The 14,756-nt window shown below is 54.4% G+C and carries 29 protein-coding genes; 14 read left to right on the top strand and 15 right to left on the bottom strand.

The annotated features are described in order from the left end of the window. Positions 1–106: 106 nt before the first annotated feature. The 15 genes from GRI39_RS02170 to GRI39_RS02100 form a co-directional block, all read right to left on the bottom strand. Positions 107–454 carry a hypothetical protein gene (locus GRI39_RS02170; protein ID WP_160738047.1) on the bottom strand — a complete coding sequence of 116 codons (348 nt, stop codon included), beginning with the start codon at positions 452–454 and terminating at the stop codon, positions 107–109. Between the two features lie 191 nt (positions 455–645). Then, the gene (locus GRI39_RS02165; protein WP_160738046.1) at positions 646–786 is read right to left on the bottom strand and encodes a hypothetical protein; all 141 of its coding nucleotides are present in this window, start codon (positions 784–786) and stop codon (positions 646–648) included. Positions 787–1,021: 235 nt separating this feature from the next. Next, on the bottom strand, positions 1,022–1,399 hold the full coding sequence (locus tag GRI39_RS02160; protein ID WP_160738045.1) for a hypothetical protein: 378 nt from the start codon (positions 1,397–1,399) through the stop codon (positions 1,022–1,024). Continuing rightward, positions 1,396–1,956, bottom strand: a complete 561-nt coding sequence (locus GRI39_RS02155; protein ID WP_211371402.1) for a zinc-finger-containing protein — start codon at positions 1,954–1,956, stop codon at positions 1,396–1,398. The genes GRI39_RS02160 and GRI39_RS02155 overlap by 4 nt, the downstream gene beginning before the upstream one ends. Further along, on the bottom strand, positions 1,956–2,153 hold the full coding sequence (locus GRI39_RS02150) for a hypothetical protein (RefSeq protein ID WP_160738044.1): 198 nt from the start codon (positions 2,151–2,153) through the stop codon (positions 1,956–1,958). Before GRI39_RS02150 ends, GRI39_RS02155 begins: the two co-directional genes overlap by 1 nt. Further along, positions 2,150–2,404 carry a hypothetical protein gene (locus GRI39_RS02145; RefSeq protein ID WP_160738043.1) on the bottom strand — a complete coding sequence of 85 codons (255 nt, stop codon included), beginning with the start codon at positions 2,402–2,404 and terminating at the stop codon, positions 2,150–2,152. The genes GRI39_RS02150 and GRI39_RS02145 overlap by 4 nt, the downstream gene beginning before the upstream one ends. Then, positions 2,401–3,420 (bottom strand): recombinase RecT, encoded by a 1,020-nt coding sequence (locus GRI39_RS02140; RefSeq protein ID WP_211371401.1) that lies wholly within the window; start codon positions 3,418–3,420, stop codon positions 2,401–2,403. Before GRI39_RS02140 ends, GRI39_RS02145 begins: the two co-directional genes overlap by 4 nt. A 1-nt stretch (position 3,421) precedes the next feature. Continuing rightward, positions 3,422–3,997: a 3'-5' exonuclease gene (locus GRI39_RS02135; protein ID WP_160738042.1), complete on the bottom strand. Its 576-nt coding sequence runs from the start codon at positions 3,995–3,997 to the stop codon at positions 3,422–3,424. Positions 3,998–4,008: 11 nt separating this feature from the next. After that, on the bottom strand, positions 4,009–4,815 hold the full coding sequence (locus tag GRI39_RS02130) for a hypothetical protein (protein WP_160738041.1): 807 nt from the start codon (positions 4,813–4,815) through the stop codon (positions 4,009–4,011). Positions 4,816–4,832: 17 nt separating this feature from the next. Then, on the bottom strand, positions 4,833–5,225 hold the full coding sequence (locus GRI39_RS02125) for a hypothetical protein (RefSeq protein WP_160738040.1): 393 nt from the start codon (positions 5,223–5,225) through the stop codon (positions 4,833–4,835). After that, positions 5,222–5,377, bottom strand: a complete 156-nt coding sequence (locus GRI39_RS02120; protein ID WP_160738039.1) for a hypothetical protein — start codon at positions 5,375–5,377, stop codon at positions 5,222–5,224. The genes GRI39_RS02125 and GRI39_RS02120 overlap by 4 nt, the downstream gene beginning before the upstream one ends. Beyond that, positions 5,377–5,760, bottom strand: a complete 384-nt coding sequence (locus GRI39_RS02115; protein WP_160738038.1) for a hypothetical protein — start codon at positions 5,758–5,760, stop codon at positions 5,377–5,379. The genes GRI39_RS02120 and GRI39_RS02115 overlap by 1 nt, the downstream gene beginning before the upstream one ends. Then, the gene (locus GRI39_RS02110) at positions 5,757–6,413 is read right to left on the bottom strand and encodes a hypothetical protein (RefSeq protein WP_160738037.1); all 657 of its coding nucleotides are present in this window, start codon (positions 6,411–6,413) and stop codon (positions 5,757–5,759) included. The genes GRI39_RS02115 and GRI39_RS02110 overlap by 4 nt, the downstream gene beginning before the upstream one ends. A gap of 128 nt (positions 6,414–6,541) precedes the next feature. After that, the gene (locus GRI39_RS02105) at positions 6,542–7,054 is read right to left on the bottom strand and encodes a hypothetical protein (RefSeq protein ID WP_160738036.1); all 513 of its coding nucleotides are present in this window, start codon (positions 7,052–7,054) and stop codon (positions 6,542–6,544) included. A 9-nt stretch (positions 7,055–7,063) separates the two neighbouring features. Then, the gene (locus GRI39_RS02100; protein WP_246204828.1) at positions 7,064–7,816 is read right to left on the bottom strand and encodes a LexA family transcriptional regulator; all 753 of its coding nucleotides are present in this window, start codon (positions 7,814–7,816) and stop codon (positions 7,064–7,066) included. 200 nt (positions 7,817–8,016) lie between these two features. Here GRI39_RS02100 and GRI39_RS02090 point away from each other — a divergent pair, with 200 nt between their 5' ends. The 14 genes from GRI39_RS02090 (at position 8,017) to GRI39_RS02025 (ending at position 14,637) form a co-directional block, all read left to right on the top strand. Beyond that, positions 8,017–8,208 carry a hypothetical protein gene (locus GRI39_RS02090; protein WP_160738033.1) on the top strand — a complete coding sequence of 64 codons (192 nt, stop codon included), beginning with the start codon at positions 8,017–8,019 and terminating at the stop codon, positions 8,206–8,208. Continuing rightward, positions 8,201–8,716, top strand: a complete 516-nt coding sequence (locus GRI39_RS02085) for a hypothetical protein (protein WP_160738032.1) — start codon at positions 8,201–8,203, stop codon at positions 8,714–8,716. The genes GRI39_RS02090 and GRI39_RS02085 overlap by 8 nt, the downstream gene beginning before the upstream one ends. Before the next feature lie 31 nt (positions 8,717–8,747). Next, positions 8,748–9,053: a hypothetical protein gene (locus tag GRI39_RS02080; protein WP_160738031.1), complete on the top strand. Its 306-nt coding sequence runs from the start codon at positions 8,748–8,750 to the stop codon at positions 9,051–9,053. 141 nt (positions 9,054–9,194) lie between these two features. Continuing rightward, positions 9,195–9,944, top strand: coding sequence for a hypothetical protein (locus tag GRI39_RS02075; protein ID WP_160738030.1), 750 nt, complete (start codon positions 9,195–9,197; stop codon positions 9,942–9,944). Next, positions 9,944–10,171, top strand: a complete 228-nt coding sequence (locus GRI39_RS02070) for an Acb2/Tad1 domain-containing protein (protein ID WP_160738029.1) — start codon at positions 9,944–9,946, stop codon at positions 10,169–10,171. The genes GRI39_RS02075 and GRI39_RS02070 overlap by 1 nt, the downstream gene beginning before the upstream one ends. 56 nt (positions 10,172–10,227) lie before the next feature. After that, positions 10,228–10,779 (top strand): hypothetical protein, encoded by a 552-nt coding sequence (locus GRI39_RS02065; RefSeq protein WP_160738028.1) that lies wholly within the window; start codon positions 10,228–10,230, stop codon positions 10,777–10,779. After that, entirely contained in the window at positions 10,776–11,099 is a 324-nt protein-coding gene (locus GRI39_RS02060) for a hypothetical protein (protein ID WP_160738027.1), read from the top strand. Before GRI39_RS02065 ends, GRI39_RS02060 begins: the two co-directional genes overlap by 4 nt. Continuing rightward, positions 11,096–11,515 carry a hypothetical protein gene (locus GRI39_RS02055; protein WP_160738026.1) on the top strand — a complete coding sequence of 140 codons (420 nt, stop codon included), beginning with the start codon at positions 11,096–11,098 and terminating at the stop codon, positions 11,513–11,515. The genes GRI39_RS02060 and GRI39_RS02055 overlap by 4 nt, the downstream gene beginning before the upstream one ends. Next, positions 11,512–12,450, top strand: a complete 939-nt coding sequence (locus GRI39_RS02050; protein ID WP_160738025.1) for a hypothetical protein — start codon at positions 11,512–11,514, stop codon at positions 12,448–12,450. The genes GRI39_RS02055 and GRI39_RS02050 overlap by 4 nt, the downstream gene beginning before the upstream one ends. Continuing rightward, positions 12,443–13,054: a hypothetical protein gene (locus GRI39_RS02045; RefSeq protein WP_160738024.1), complete on the top strand. Its 612-nt coding sequence runs from the start codon at positions 12,443–12,445 to the stop codon at positions 13,052–13,054. The genes GRI39_RS02050 and GRI39_RS02045 overlap by 8 nt, the downstream gene beginning before the upstream one ends. After that, on the top strand, positions 13,051–13,545 hold the full coding sequence (locus GRI39_RS02040) for a DNA N-6-adenine-methyltransferase (protein WP_160738023.1): 495 nt from the start codon (positions 13,051–13,053) through the stop codon (positions 13,543–13,545). The genes GRI39_RS02045 and GRI39_RS02040 overlap by 4 nt, the downstream gene beginning before the upstream one ends. After that, positions 13,542–13,724 carry a hypothetical protein gene (locus tag GRI39_RS02035; protein ID WP_160738022.1) on the top strand — a complete coding sequence of 61 codons (183 nt, stop codon included), beginning with the start codon at positions 13,542–13,544 and terminating at the stop codon, positions 13,722–13,724. The genes GRI39_RS02040 and GRI39_RS02035 overlap by 4 nt, the downstream gene beginning before the upstream one ends. Continuing rightward, the gene (locus GRI39_RS02030) at positions 13,721–13,942 is read left to right on the top strand and encodes a hypothetical protein (protein ID WP_160738021.1); all 222 of its coding nucleotides are present in this window, start codon (positions 13,721–13,723) and stop codon (positions 13,940–13,942) included. The genes GRI39_RS02035 and GRI39_RS02030 overlap by 4 nt, the downstream gene beginning before the upstream one ends. Next, entirely contained in the window at positions 13,942–14,637 is a 696-nt protein-coding gene (locus tag GRI39_RS02025; protein ID WP_160738020.1) for a hypothetical protein, read from the top strand. Before GRI39_RS02030 ends, GRI39_RS02025 begins: the two co-directional genes overlap by 1 nt. Positions 14,638–14,756: the final 119 nt, after the last annotated feature.

Genomic DNA, 14,756 nt, shown 5'->3' with positions numbered 1-14,756 from the left:
GCAAATGGCGCGCCACAAGACGCATGTGCTGTCTTCGGGTAAATGGGCAGCTTGCCACGCCTGCAATGCAGCATGGTAGAATATTGCCATTTCCGGCTTACGGCGCTCACTCGCCACCCTCCCGGTTGCGGATGGAATAGGCTATTCCGGAGCCCTCAATTCTATCCGGCCAATTTTCTGCCACCTTCGCACAAGCCTCCCGCTCTTCCTCACGCGCCTTCTGCACGCGGGCAGTTATGTGGGGTTCGGCTGCTTCGATCGCGGCGCGCGCAAGGTCGGCCATCCATGCATATGAGGCGTCGTTTCCTTGCTTTGCCTCTTCCACGGTCAGATCGGTGCCAAGTATCCACCACATGCGTTCAACGGCAGTCTCCACCACGTCAGCGGGCGGCTCTGGTGCTTTAATGAGTGTGTCAGATAATTGGAGTTCTTCGATCTGATCACCCATGGCCACGTTGTCGCAGCACTTCCCGCATTCCCTCGAGCATAGCGACCAGCTATCCTTGTATGCTATCCAGAAAGCGCCGCATGTTTTGCATCGGTGCGTGGGTGATCGGGTGGGCTGCAATGTCGTATCGATAGGTCGAGGTAGTGCAAGAAGCATCCTTAATGTATCCGCACATTCGCGCATGGTTTTGTCAGCCATTACATCGACCTCCAAAAAGCGTGGGCACCCACGGCGATGATGATCAGCACCAGCAGGGCGGTGGCGATAGCCCAGCGGCGGGCTGCGCGGGTTTCCTTTGCGTCCCAATAGGGATCTGGCGTAGGTCCGTTTCCGATCATGCTTCACCGCCTTTCGGTTTTGCGTGTGCTCGTCCGAAGGTGCGAATGTCGTTTAGGACACGGGCGAGCGCTTCAGTGTCTTGGCTAGACTTTAGATCAAGCAAAGAGTCTGGCTCTCGTGCGTTTCTAGCAGCCAAAGCCTTGCGCTGTTTGATCCGATTGATTGCAACGCTCTGCGTGATGTGCGGATGCGCCTGCATTTCGAGGGATATCTCATGCCAGTTTGGTTGGGCCATCAGATCAAACCTCCCGCATCAAACCTGATCGCGGTCAATTCGTCTCGGTATTGTTTGAATATCTTCTCTATTGTTTTAAGGGCGAGCGCCCGATCATCTTCTGAAGGCTTACCCTTAAGTCCGTCCAACAGAGCCTCCATTTCGTGCTCAGTTATGGCGAGAGCCATGGTCCGCTCATCGACACCGATGACGCGCTGCTTGCCCTCAGCTAAACGTGAGAGCCAACGACAAACGCTGTTGAGTTTTTCGGCAAGATCACGCGATTTCGTATGAGTATCCAGCGCCGCCTCGGAATATGGTTGCGCCGCCTCAAAGCCGTAAAACCACCAGATTGCATCTTTCAGCGTGCCGTCTGCGAAATTGGGTGTGATGTTCATGCCTGCACCCTTTCTTCTTTTGTGAATTGCTGAACCGCTGCAACTACGTCGCGCGCCTCATCAGCATCCATCATGCCGATATGACAGCGCTCGCTCGGAATGCCGGTTACTTCAGACAGCCACGCATAGGCTTGCTTTCGTTCCATCCGCCCAGTCTTCCAGAGTGGGTCAAACGCAACATGCGCCTCGCTACGTGCCTTGCGGGTTTCCTGGCCGCATGGCTTTCCAAGCGGCGAAGTCGTGCCTTTGTGGCAGCCACAATAAGCCCCGCAGGCACAGCGATAGAAGTTCAGCTTATATAGATCGGCGCGATGCGGGTAAATCTCACGCCCACCGACCAGTTTTGTCTCCTGCCCGCACTCCAAACAGACCGGCGCATTTTGGTGCCGGCCCGCCTGGTGGCGGTCAAGGCCGCGCTGGTCGGAAAATGTGCGCCCACATTCTTTGCACCCGAATGGGTGCGGGGTTTGATGCTGCTGAAGCGCGTGATCATGCATACCAATTTCGGTGCTAAATGCGCGCTCGCAGATCTTGCATTTGAATGGCTTGGGCTTCATCAAATCACCTCGTAAAATTCGATATCGTGGGCATTGCCGGTAAGCGACCAGCGACACCCTCCCCGGCCATTTGCCGCCCAGCCTGCAGGCTCTTTTCCCTTTGTCCGGTAGCCGTTGATAAGCTGGACATGGACGCGGATGATCTTGCCATCATCAGTGTTGCATTCGGGCGGTAGGTGGCCGGGGTTTTGATTCATTGGTCGCGCTTAGGCTTCGCGCCTGCCTCCTCTTGAGGCTCACCCCCGCGCTTTTCCCGCCTCTGCCGAGCAAGCAGAGCCTTATCCTTCGGGTTCTTAGTCCCGAGGCGGTTGCCGCGCCCCTGATAGAACTTGGCTCGGGGCTGGTTGGCGTATGCGTCACCGGTTGGCTTGCCATCCAAATCCTTACGGTAGTGGACAGCCAGCGACGGCATAACCTGGCGCTGGATACGGCGGATAAAGCTGCTCATTCGCCCAGCTCCTTCCGCTTGATCGCAATGAGGGCGTCAACCTTCTTCGCGGTGTCGTCATCGTAGGCGGCGCGGGCATTCACCCATTCGGCGTCAACCGCCTTCAGGCCCTTGATGTTCTTGGCGGCGTCGATGCTTTCGCGGATTTGGCGTAGCTTCGCATCCGAGGGGCTTTCCTCTTTGGCATCGTCGTCATCTTCCGTCCGGCCATCTATATCTTCGGCAGTTTGTTCAGCATCAAGACGGCGGGCGGTTTCCTCATCCACTTCCGTCATTCCGGTTTTGGCGTCGCGCTTGGGTTTCTGATCACCCCCAATCTCGCCGGTTTCTTTGTCGAAGTTTGGCACTTCGTCATCGATCTGCTCGGCAATCGACTGGTGTGATGGCAAACTCTTAGGCTCAGCCTGCTGTGGCGTCATGTCGATGACTTCGCCTTCATCTCCATCAGCATAAATGCCAGAGAACCCAAACGCGACGCGCGCGCATTGGATTAGTGCGCGATGGCGAAGCATCCGCCGTGGCGATATTTTCCAAGGATCGGTGTTCCGCTTGCACTCATCCAGGTACTCAATAACCTTGATCGGATGCGAGCGCCCCTTGTGATAAATGATGGCCTCGATTGCTTCGATATTGCCATTATCGTTGGCGTGATAATCAAACTCGATTCCGTCAAAATCCGGGTGGCTGTTCATGATCCTGATCCAGCCATCAACTGAAACCATAGGCACAATGCCGCCACCCTTGCCGGGGAATGCGTACATTTCCTTCAGGAGTGGATTGAGGCCATATTCATTGGCGACCACGATTAGCGCCATGAACTCTTCTTCAGAGCGGCAACCCGCAAACACCGTGTTGGCCAGTGTATTTTTCAGCGCTGTTGGTGAAATTTCGAGCCGATAGGCCATAGCCTCCAGCGCATTTCGAGGTTTGCTTTGCCGCGCAGCAATAGCGCGCTTCTGACTTTGGTCGATCTCGTTTGCTTCATTCGCAATAGCGACGTTTCGGGCACTACCCATATTATGAAATTCCTTGTTCGCGGAAGTGGAAGAAGATGCGCGCACTGGCATCGCAATCGGGCCGGGCGCGGTGGGCGCCTTGGTGATCTTCATTGAAGAAATGGCGAGTGGCCTCGGCAAGTGTCGGCCATTTCCAGTCTTGCGGGTGGCGAGCCTTCGGGCTGAGAATCTTGCAGTGTTTGGTCGCGCGACGCATGGTGCAGAAGATCGGTTTTGGGTTATCCCACTTCTCACCACGCAAGCGCGCCGCCATGATACGCATCATGCGAATGTCAAAACTGACATTATGACCAATCATCACTTCACAACGCGCGACCATGGCAAGAAAAGAGTCCAAAGCTTCATCAGGCTTCACCCCCTCAGCCTCGGCGATTTCGGTAGTGATGCCGTGAATGGAAGCGGCCTCTTCAGGGATTGGCACACCGCAATTGATAATCGCATCATAGCGATCAGTTTCGAGGCCAGTCTGATCAAACAGGCTGCACGCGATATCGACGACATGCGGCTGATCCGGGTGATCGCTCGGATCTTTCCAAATCGGCAGGCCTGTAGTCTCGGTATCGAATACAAGAAACATAGCGCCCTCCCTCACCGTGAAACCGCTTGGAGGGACTGATAAATACGAACCCCCTCCATGGAGCGAACGCCAGCTTTCACGCGGCGAGCGACAGCCTTCTCAACCGCCTCGCGCACTTTGTCGTCGTCGAGCACCTGAATGGCAGCGACTTCGTAATCAGTGATTTGCGATTCCCACACCTTGCGGCCGGAAACCGATGCCCCAGTATCGGCGCTTCGTATCGGTTCAGGCTCTTTCTTCACGAATGCTGGGGCAGGTGCTGCCTCAACAGCCTCCATCGCCTCCATATCGCCCTGGCCTTCCGCTTCGCGGCGGGCTCGCTCGGCTTCTTCTGCCTTCAGGGCTTCTGCGCGTGCGCGTGCCTCTTCTTCCTTGCGTAGTTTCTCGCGCCGCGCTTCTTCCTGGCGCAAGAACTCGGTTTGCTTGCGATTGATAGTAGAGAGAGCTTCATCAAGCGGGCTGACAAGCTGACGCTTAAGACCGTCAACAGCACGAGTTGCATTAAGGAAAGGCTGCTTCGTTTCCCGGTGGCTATCATTGATAGCACCCATCATGGCGCGTATTGAGCGCACAAGATCGGCCGCTTTTCCGGCCGCCTCGGCGCTATCGACGACTGCTCGGTCTGAAGCCGATTTCAGGTCTTCAATTCGCTGCTCGTAGCTAGGATGCTTTTCCAGCATGGCTTCGCGGAAATCGATGGCGATCTGTTCTTCTGGTGGCGGGTTGTTACCTCCAATTTTTGCGCGCGGGTTATGGTCCGGGTTTTCCCCCGGCAAAGCACTATCCTGCGGCTTGGGTGCTGTTTTGGTAATGGGCATGTGCTTTCCTTTCGGGATTAAAATGGGAGCATCGCGGTCAGCGGATCGTGACGACGCGACGGATCAGCAAAGGCAGTTTCAGGCGCGCTTTCCCGCGCCCAGCGCTGCCGCCGTTCGTAATTATGGTATTCCTCTTCGGTGATCGGGTGTCGCGCACAGACTGGCCAAACACGGTCCAGGTCGATTTCCTCGCCATTGGCCAAGGCCTGCCAGCGCCATGATCGATCCATCTCTTCGCCTGTCACCGGATCATGTGGCGGTCCGTACCAGAGGCGAATGCCGACATAGACGCCGTTAGAGCGCAGCTTGATGCGGTAGAAGCCTTCAACCGGCTTCGACACGTCTATCGCGCCTTCAACTACAATCTTGCGCTGCTGACGCTCGCCATAAGTGAGGGCTGCGCGGCTCATTTGTCGGAGCCCCACTCACTGGCTTCCATCTCTGCGATCTCGCCAAAAAGAGCGATTGCGTGGCGGACAATCCGGTAAAGCGAGTGAGCGCAAACCGTAATCGAAAGGGCAGAAGCCACAGCGAACAAAGTGCTGGCGAAGAGCTGGGCCATTACGCTTCTCGCTCATTTTTAAGCTGGGCGAAGCGCTCATTCGGATTATACCAAATGTCCTTCACGGGATGACCTATTGCATCCACGGCGGCCCATTCGTCAGTTTTGCGAACACGCACGATTTTATCTTTAAGGTCAGACCATTTATTGACGCCAGCAACCACCATCACGCCGCCAATGAAGTCAGCGGCAAGGTTGGGCTGTTCGTGATGACTAGCGACCATAGCGACCTTGTCGAAAGGCGAACCACCGAGCGCAAAACCGCCAAAGCCCTGCCCAGAATGGTCAAAGTCAAGGTGCACCCAAGCCGAGAGGATAAATCCCTTCTCGAACACGATATCCGCACCCGAAATTCGCGCATTGGTGATGAAAACGGAACTCATGACTTCACCCCCGTCATCAATCCGGCGCAGCCAGCAACTCCTGCATTGCGGCAAGCGTTGAGCAAGTCAGCCACCCGTTTTTCACGGCGTCGCTCTGCGGCATTAATCGATGCCTCTGTCGCTGCCGGGTCGCGTCTTGCGACAGCTAGCGCATTATCGGCGTGAAGAGCTGCGGAAACAGCCTGCCTTAGACCAGTGCTTTTCTTTGGCAGTTTGTGCGAAAATCCGCCGCCCGGCCCCATCTCTTTAAGCTTCTGCGTGACTTCAATATTCGCGTCGATCTCAGTATCGCTAAGCGGGCCGGAGCCGTGATGCCCCTCGCCCATGACAACATGATCAATAAGCCAATTGAACCGATCTTGCGTAGGCTCAAACCAAAACCGCGAGACAGGCAAAAGCCGTCCATAAGGCCCCCATGCGAGCCATTCCTTGTACAGAAAACCATCATCATCCCGGCAAGTGTTGAACCACAGCGTAAAGCCTCGATATTCGGCAATCTCGCTCGCATGTTCTGCATTACGGATGGAAACAGGCAGACGCTCGGCAGACGCAAACTGCTTTCTTTCCGCAGCGTCCACCGGCTTGCGAAGCTTGTCATCCACGCGCTCAAATTGAGCGTAGTTGGTTTCCGGGTTTGTGCTGGCCTGCGCCATGGTGCCTCCATTGGTTGTGGAGGCATGATGCACATTGCATCACATTAATGCAAGTGCATTTTGCATCATTCTTTGGCGAATGACGTTTATTGCAATGTAAATGCGTTACAAATTAGGTATTTGCTGAATTATTCGGCACTACCTTTGGGTGCCGCTGGAGAGCCCATTTTTTGCAGATATTCGATTACCCGCGCTGGATTGCATTTGCTGATAAAGTTTTGCAGTTCACCTGTATCGATATGGTACGACATTGAAAACGTCTCGTTCTCATAGCGACTCGGCTCATACCGGATATGGAAAGCATTGCTCCTGGCTAAATTATCCAAAAACTCTGCTTTTCTTTGATTGAATGGCATACCGGCCCAAATGATATAGGTTTTAGAATATTGCCATTGGCCGCGATCAGGTTTGCTTTGGATGCTAAAACGACTTTCCGCACGGCGCTGCAAAAGCCACAGATCGTTTGAGTAATACCGCCGTGGCATAAACACGATTTCCAAGTCGCCCTCGCCTGGGGTGCATTTCAAAGCAAGAGAAGAGCCATTTTCTCCGGCAATAAACACTGCAAGCTTATCTTGAGTGATTGGATCAGCAATCACCGAAGATGAGAATACCGCGAGGGCGTAAATTGCTGGGATCATTCTTTAGCCTCACCAAAATCTTGTGGATGCGACCACTATGGCCGTGATCTCAATTTCCTCTCCATGCTCTCTGCCTAAGCGCAAAGGTGCCTGAAAGGCTGGATGAGAAGACTTGGCCAGAAGCCACTCTATGCCTTCGCCATCTTTAAAGTATTCCTTGACCGTTTGCTCACAGGTGCCATCAGCCATAGATCTTCTGATAATTACCGGCTGACCCTGCTTTAAGCTTTGACCTTGAGTATAAGTCAGACATTCAAGGATGGTGCCTTCAGGGAATACTAAATCCATTCCAGAACCAACGACCTTAAGGCCAAATCTCTCCTTCATTGGAGCATTAATATCAGGTCTTCCAGTAAATGTTTGACCAAATCCCTTATTGATATCAGCTTGCAACTGCCACACCCCCGCCTCAACTTTACCTATAACAAGCAACTGTGGACCAAGTTCAACGCTAGAGGCTTGTTTAGGAAGTCTATTGTAAAGCAAAAATTCCGGAGTGGTGCGGAAAAATTTTGCATAGCGCTGAGCGCGAGAGGCGGGGTAGTTCCTAATTCCATTTTCGTGCTGAATGTAGGTCGGCACAGATATGCCCATAGCTTCCGCCGCCTCCTTTGCAGAAGCGTATCCAGCTTTTTCGCGGGCGGCCTTTAGGCGTTTTGACGAATCGGTCATATCAAATTCGCCATAAGACGATTGATAATGCAAAAGGCACTTGTCTTTATGTGATGCATAATGCATCATGGTCGGACTATGAGAACTCATGCACAAATCGTCCGCGAAGCAGGAAAGCCTGCTGATGTAGCAACGAGGCGTAATGTCTCAGTCCATACTGTTCGCTCATGGATCAGGCGCAACAGTGTTCCACAAGAGCATTGGCTTGCTTTTCGAGATGACGGCTGGGCCTCTCTGGATGAGCTTGCCGTAGGCGCTGCTGCCCAATCTGCGGAAGCAGAAGCTGTCGCATGAGGGGCACCTTCAAACTGCTCCATTATTTCAGGCAGGCAAAAAACCTGAGCAATGTCCCCCGCTTCCCTGACGCTCAGGGCCTGTCTGAAAGCCGCAGCCGGGGCGAGCCCTTCGGTTCGCACAGCCTGCTTTCCCCGGTTGCGGCAATTTCTCTTTCTTTCCATTCCACCGGAGTACCCCATGGCTGAGAGCAATGTCGTTCAGCAAATTTCGCAGTGCAGCGAAGAACAGTTCCATGCTTGCATGATGGAAGCTGTAATCCGGCAGATACGCCGTCACGGCAAAGACACCGTTGCCCGAACAATGAGCCTTTCCAAGCGGCAGTTGGATAATTTGAGCCATGGCAGTTTCCCGCGCCCGGATCGCCTGTGGAGCTTGCTCGCGCTGGATACTGATGCGCTCGATCCAATTGATCGCGCATTCGGCCAGCGGCGTGTCCCGCGTGAAGCGACATGCTCAACCGACCCGTTTTCCAGCAAAGTCGCCGTCATGCTCTCCAAGCTGATCGAGATGGAGCACCCGGGCAGCGATGGTGGCAGTGAAATAACCACGGCTGAATTGCTCGGCCTCGACAAGAGTGAACTGCGCACCATGCGGATCGTGGTCAACCGGTTTGCCGGTCTGCTGGAGAAGCTGGACGCTTACCGTGAAGGAAAGCCCCCACATTTCACGGTTCACCAAAGCGAAGCCGCATGAGCGCCGCCCGGAAAATCAAAGGAGAGTAACGATGTTATTGCTTGATATTGCCTTTTCAACAGCGGGCGGTGCGGCAGTCGGTGCCGTAGTCTACCACTCCTATGCGCGACTCATTTTCAAAAAACATGCTGACCAAATTCTAGATTTGGGTTTGCGCAATGGGGATCTTCACGTTCAGCTTTTGGCGACAAAAACTAGGCTGAGGCAAATGGCCGAAAAGGCTGACCAGCTTGAAGGCTTCAAGGAAAGCGTTCTCACTCAACGTCAAAATGCACTCGCCAAGGCCGTAGCCGCAAACAAGGCACGCGCCATGAAAAAGCGGCGCAGCGTCAATTGATACCGGCGCGGTGGGCGGCCGCGAAAGAGTGGGGATGAGGTTAGGGTAGACCTAGATGGGCCGGACCGGATCAGGGGGCAAAACTCCACCCGTAACCTGCCGGCTTAATCCCCACCCGTCCAATTTTCAGAAGGTTTCGGAATGTACGGTTCGCAACAGTTGAGACTTTTACGACGCGCTATCCGCGACGGTTTGTCCATCAAGAACGCTGCCGAGCAAGCCGGAATGTCGCTGGCGGAAGCAAGGCTGCATCACGCAGATTACCTGAAAAACCCGCCTCCAGCCGAAGCTTTTCAGCTTCTTTACGACCCGGCCACACTTACGGCCACATGCAGAAAGGACGCCATAATGGCAAATGCGCAGAGAAAAGAGGACGGTGAAGGCTCCGGCATCAGCGGCGAATATAATCGCCCCGATGCGAAGTCCGCGATCAAGATATATAAATCCGAAATCGCGCCCAAGAAGGAGCATATCTCCACGATTACCGGGGATCTTTCGGACCCGTATAAGCGGATCAAAGATGACTGCAATTTCCCGCGCAAGATCCTCGACCTGCTGTTCCAGCTCTACGATATGGAAGATGCGAAACGCGATCACTGGATGCTTGCATTTAGGCTTGGCTGCGAGGAACTGAATCTTTCGGTTCCGCGCGATCTGGTCAGCATTGCAGAAGGCAAGGACGGTGAATCCCCGATCCCCACCAACGAACGAGAACGCCCCCGGCTGGTGACGGTTGATGGCGCGCCTGACAAGCCTGATGATGGAGAAATCGGACGGCAGAAGTGGCTCCAGAAGGCGGAAGAAAAGGCCGCTGCCGATGCCGCCAAAGCTGAGGCTGAAGACGCTGATCAAGCGGATTCGGAACCTCTCGATGAAACGGAGGATGCGTGATGGAGCGGGTTGATAGCACCTCCCAAGACCGCACCGCCAACAATGCGGTCCGGCACAAATATCGCGTTCTATCCGACGATGAGAAAGCAGCGATGACGGCGATTAAAGACAAGGGTGCCGAGCTTCTGAACCTGATCGACCAGACCGGAAGCAGCCGCGAATTGTCGATTGCAAAAACCAAAACCGAAGAGTCCGTGATGTGGGCAGTCAAGCACATCACAGCATAATCCATGCGGGGAGCGGTTTCTGCCGTCCCCGCCTGACATGACCGATTGGCAGGCACATGAGTTATCTATCCCTCGATCTCAGCAAGCGGCGTTCCGGCTGGGCCATATACCGAAAAGGCGATGAGCGTCTGCGTTCCGGGACATGGGTACTAGGCAGTGAATACACGACCGATGGGCAGACTTATTTGAAACTGCATCAGCATCTGATGGATATGCATCAGCTCTGCCCAATCGAGCACGTCTATCTCGAAAAGCCTATTCATCCAGTCAACCTGACCGGGCACACGAATATCGATACTTTGCGCATTCTGTCCGGCATCGCAGCCCATGTTCACAGCTTCGGCGCAGCGATGGGATTTCGCTCTGTAACTGAAATCAATGTTTCATCCTGGCGGCGTGATTTCATTGGCCCTCAAAAGCGGGGAACCAAGAAAGTAACGCTTAAGGCTTTGACCATGGAGCGCTGCCGACAACTCGGCTTCAACCCCAGATACGACGATGAAGCAGATGCGATAGGCATACTCGACTTCGCGCTCGATTTTCATGAGCATATCACACCGCCATGGCGTGCCAATGAAGTGCTGCGCCCGGCTCTTGGAGGGGCATGATGTTACAAGCCGCCTCGCCTGCCCTAAACGAGAGTATCAGCAGGCCGTTTGATCTGGAGCCCGCAAGAGAAGCATTTCTGCGCCACTACATTGATGATCTGGGTACACCCATCGCAATCGCCTACGGCCTGTCGGCTACCCATGCCGATGCGCTGCTGAATGCCGTCAGAAGCAAGCATGAGGCTCTTTCTGGCGCGTACTGTGTCCAAGGTAGTTCAGCTCCTGAATTGCGCGCTATGGGGCTTGTAGGCCCTCGTGGCGGCTTACTGACCGACCTCGGCGTTGCGGTCCATCATGCCCTCAAGGAGATGGAGCGATGAGCTACGTTGAGTTCAGGATGCGCGCCATAATGGATGCCATCGAGAAAATTGCAGAGGCTGGGGACGTATGCCCAACCAACAGAGAATTGGGTGATTTGTGTACACCAGAACCCATCCCTGATGTTGGCAACTTGTTACCGAGAATGCGCGCGGCGGGGTGGATCACCGTCAAACATAGGGGTGGTAAGCGCATCATCACCATTGTTGAAACAGGGCAGAAAACCGCCGATCCGTGGCTTGATACCTCTGGCGGCGTAGGTGCGCAAGCAGGGTTAGATGATGCGTCAAACAACCCTTTTGAGAAATACGCTGAGGCAGAAAATCGGAAGGTTAAGCGTGATCCATGCTTTGCCTGCGGTATACCATTTCACAAGCACGATGAGCTTGGTTGCAGGCGCTGGAGGGCAATGGGATGAGTGGCTTTGTGGCCCTCCACCGCGATGCGTTCAGCCATGCTTTGCTCAAGGACCCTGCGCGGTTTCGAGCATGGTTCTGGTTAGTCGCTCATGCTGCATGGAAGCCAACACCATACGATGTTTCCGGCAAGATCGTCACGCTTCAGCGAGGGGAAATTTGCGCGTCTGTAAGGCAGCTAGCCGACACGTGGGGATGGTCGAAGTCATCCGTGGACCGGTTTTTGGGCCGGTTGAAAAGTGAATCCATGATCGGGACAGATAGCGGGACGGGAAAGCTAATCATAACTATCTGTAATTACGATAAATATCAGTCTTCGGAAGGGCGTGCCGGGACAGAAGGCGGGTCACAAAATGATGCTAAAAAAATAGACCCGAACGCAACCCGAACGCAACCCGATCAAAAACCGGGACAGCAGCGGGACACCTCTAACCCGCATAATTCCTACGATTTTGATGAGTTCGATTTCCCAAGCCGGGACAGCAGCGGGACAGCAGCGGGACAGCAGCGGGACATAAAAGAACAAGTAAACAAGTTAATAATAGAAGATACTAACGTATCTTCAGACAGCGCGCGCGATGCGAGACTGCTCGTCGATGCATGGAACGCGATGGCCGAACCTCTTTCGCTGAGCACTTGCAGAGCGATTACGCCAAAGCGGATGCCAGCTTTCAAGGCTCGCTTGAAAGACACCGGCATGGATGCCTTGATGGCAGCGATTGAGAAGATTCCCCGAAGCCGTTTCCTGCGTGGCGACAGCGGGAGCTGGGGCGGTGCCACGATAGATTTCCTCCTGCAACCCGACAGTGTGACCAAAATTTTCGAGGGCAAGTACGATGACCGAGCAAAGGCAAATTACGGAAACGGCAACCGCGATAACCGGGACGGCTTCACCCGCATCCTTCACGAACAGGCCGGGATTGATGGATTTGGCTAAGCTGCCTGCGAGGCTGAGCAATCAGGAACTAGCGAAGCTCGATGAAGTGGCTAAGGCTGAACTGCCAGCGCTCCCGCCGAGTAGCAAAGAGCATTTTGCCCGCTGCTGGTCGTTTTTGGACGCCAATCTGCCTCGACGCGAGGTGGACGATGACACCGCCAAGTTGCGCATCGGGGCCTATCGCCGCAAGCTGGGCCACCTTCCGCAAGCCATTGTGAGCCACATCGCTGACACCGCGCTGGAGCGTTGCCGCTGGTTTCCGACAATCGCTGAGTTGCTGTCCTTCGCAGAGGAATTTGAGCGGAACGATGAAGCTGTTGTGGTTAAGCGCAAGGCTGAGGCTCTGGCTCGCAGAGAACGCGAAGCCCGCTTCGAAGAGGCTCGCCGCTCGTTGCTCGCTGGCACGCTCGACCAAGCTTCTATCGACGCCTTGCCTGACCGCTGGAGGGTGATTTTTGAAACCCAAGGCCTGCTGCGCAAAGATCGAGATTGCTATACCGCTCGCCCGCAGCACAAGCCAAATCCAACGGAGAGCGAAGAGGGTATTGGCGGCGTTCTGGAACGGATGGCTAAAGCCTTTCCCAGCAGGAGAGAGGTGGCATGAGCTATTGGGAAAAACAAGGCAAATCAGACGAATGGTACACCCCTAAATATATTTTTGATGCTCTGGGGGTTATCTTTGATCTTGATGTTGCCGCACCCAAAAGCGGCCCGCTTCACGTTCCTTGCCGGAATTGGTTTTACGAAAATGCACTTTCAAAAGATTGGTTCGGATTGGTTTGGATGAACGCGCCGTTCGGTGCCCGAAATTCTCTTGTGCCATGGCTAGATCGCTTCTTTGCGCATGGGAACGGTATAGCACTTACACCAGACCGGACTAGCTCACCTTGGTTTCAGGAGGCTTGTCAAATGACTGATGGAATCCTGTTCATGCCTAAAGTGAAATTCATAAGGGCAGACGGGAGTGTTGGCAAAAGCCCATCAAACGGGACAGCCCTTTGGGCAGTTGGTGCCACCGCGATGGAGGCCTTGAGTAATGGGCAATCAAATGGCCTTGGTGTTTTTGTAAAGCCATTCTGCGGAGAGGCGGCATGACAGACATCACGCGCTTTCCCGGCGAAAGCCTGGTTCAATTCGCTAATCGTCGCTTATCCACACAGGGGCGAACGGACATTCAATGGCGCGCTCGCCCAGATGGCTCGATCTATCTGGTGAATGTGGAAAATACGCAGAGCAAGCTTGATTTCCGGTCTGGCAAGGGTGGCCTGCTGTGAGTGGGCGCAACGACTATCGCAGCTCTCTTGGCAACTACGCCGCCTCCATGCGCGATCCTGACCCGGCCATGGCGCGCAAGGCTGCACGTGAGGCTTACGACGCTTCAGGCGGGGCTATCGTTCTCATCAATCGTGAGTGGCTGACAAACTGGCCAGATCAGAAGCAACTTGACCTGCTGGCCTGCAAAGCATTTGGAATTTCGAAAGGTAAGGTGTGATGAGCGATGTACGCAAAAGCTTGGCAGAGCATCAGCGTGACGAGCGGCGCCGTGTGAAGAATTTGCTGGAGCGTGACAGAGCTGACCGGATCAGGGAGCACGACCGTAAAGCTTCCGAACTGGAAGTGGCTGAGGGCAAATTCGTGAACCTCGCTGACACGGTGACAGAGCCAACCCCGGAATGGACTGCGAAGGGCGATGTTCGACCCTACACCCCACGCCAGCCCGATGGCACCGTGCGTTCGATCAGTACGGTGCGTCGGGTGGTAACACCGATGCCTGTCAGGCTTTATCGGAGCGGAAGAATAACCGAAGATCAGGCCCGCGTTTGCTTGTGGTATCGACTGCTTTACGACAAGGCTTGCCTGGGTGGCCGCTACTCATCAAGCAAGATGAAAGATCCGTCCCTTTCCGCCAGGGCGCGGCAAGGCGATAGCTACGGCTATATGCCAACAACGATGGACGAAGCTGATGCGCGGCGCACCTTCAGGCTCTTAAGAGAGCAGATCACCAGTTTCTATATTCGGTTCTTCGATGTGGTTGTACTGGATGACGCATCTATGAAAATCGCGGCCCGCTATGCGAGGTGTCGTAATAGCCGGGTAGCAGCGAGATTTAGGCAATGCGCTCAGCAACTTGTTGATTTTATTGAGCAAAATGACATTGAGATAGATATTCCGATGAATAATCTTTGAAGTGAGGCTTGACGGGAACCTAAAAATGAGCGATTTGGACACATCTCTTATTGCGTTTATCGCAAAGATGCCCCGCCATGAGCGGGGTTTTGTGTTTCTGCTCCGCGCTGAATTTTCCG

This window comes from Altericroceibacterium indicum (genome assembly GCF_009828105.1).
GTDB classification, from domain to species: Bacteria; Pseudomonadota; Alphaproteobacteria; order Sphingomonadales; family Sphingomonadaceae; genus Altericroceibacterium; species Altericroceibacterium indicum.
This window is presented reverse-complemented; position numbering and strand designations above follow the sequence as displayed.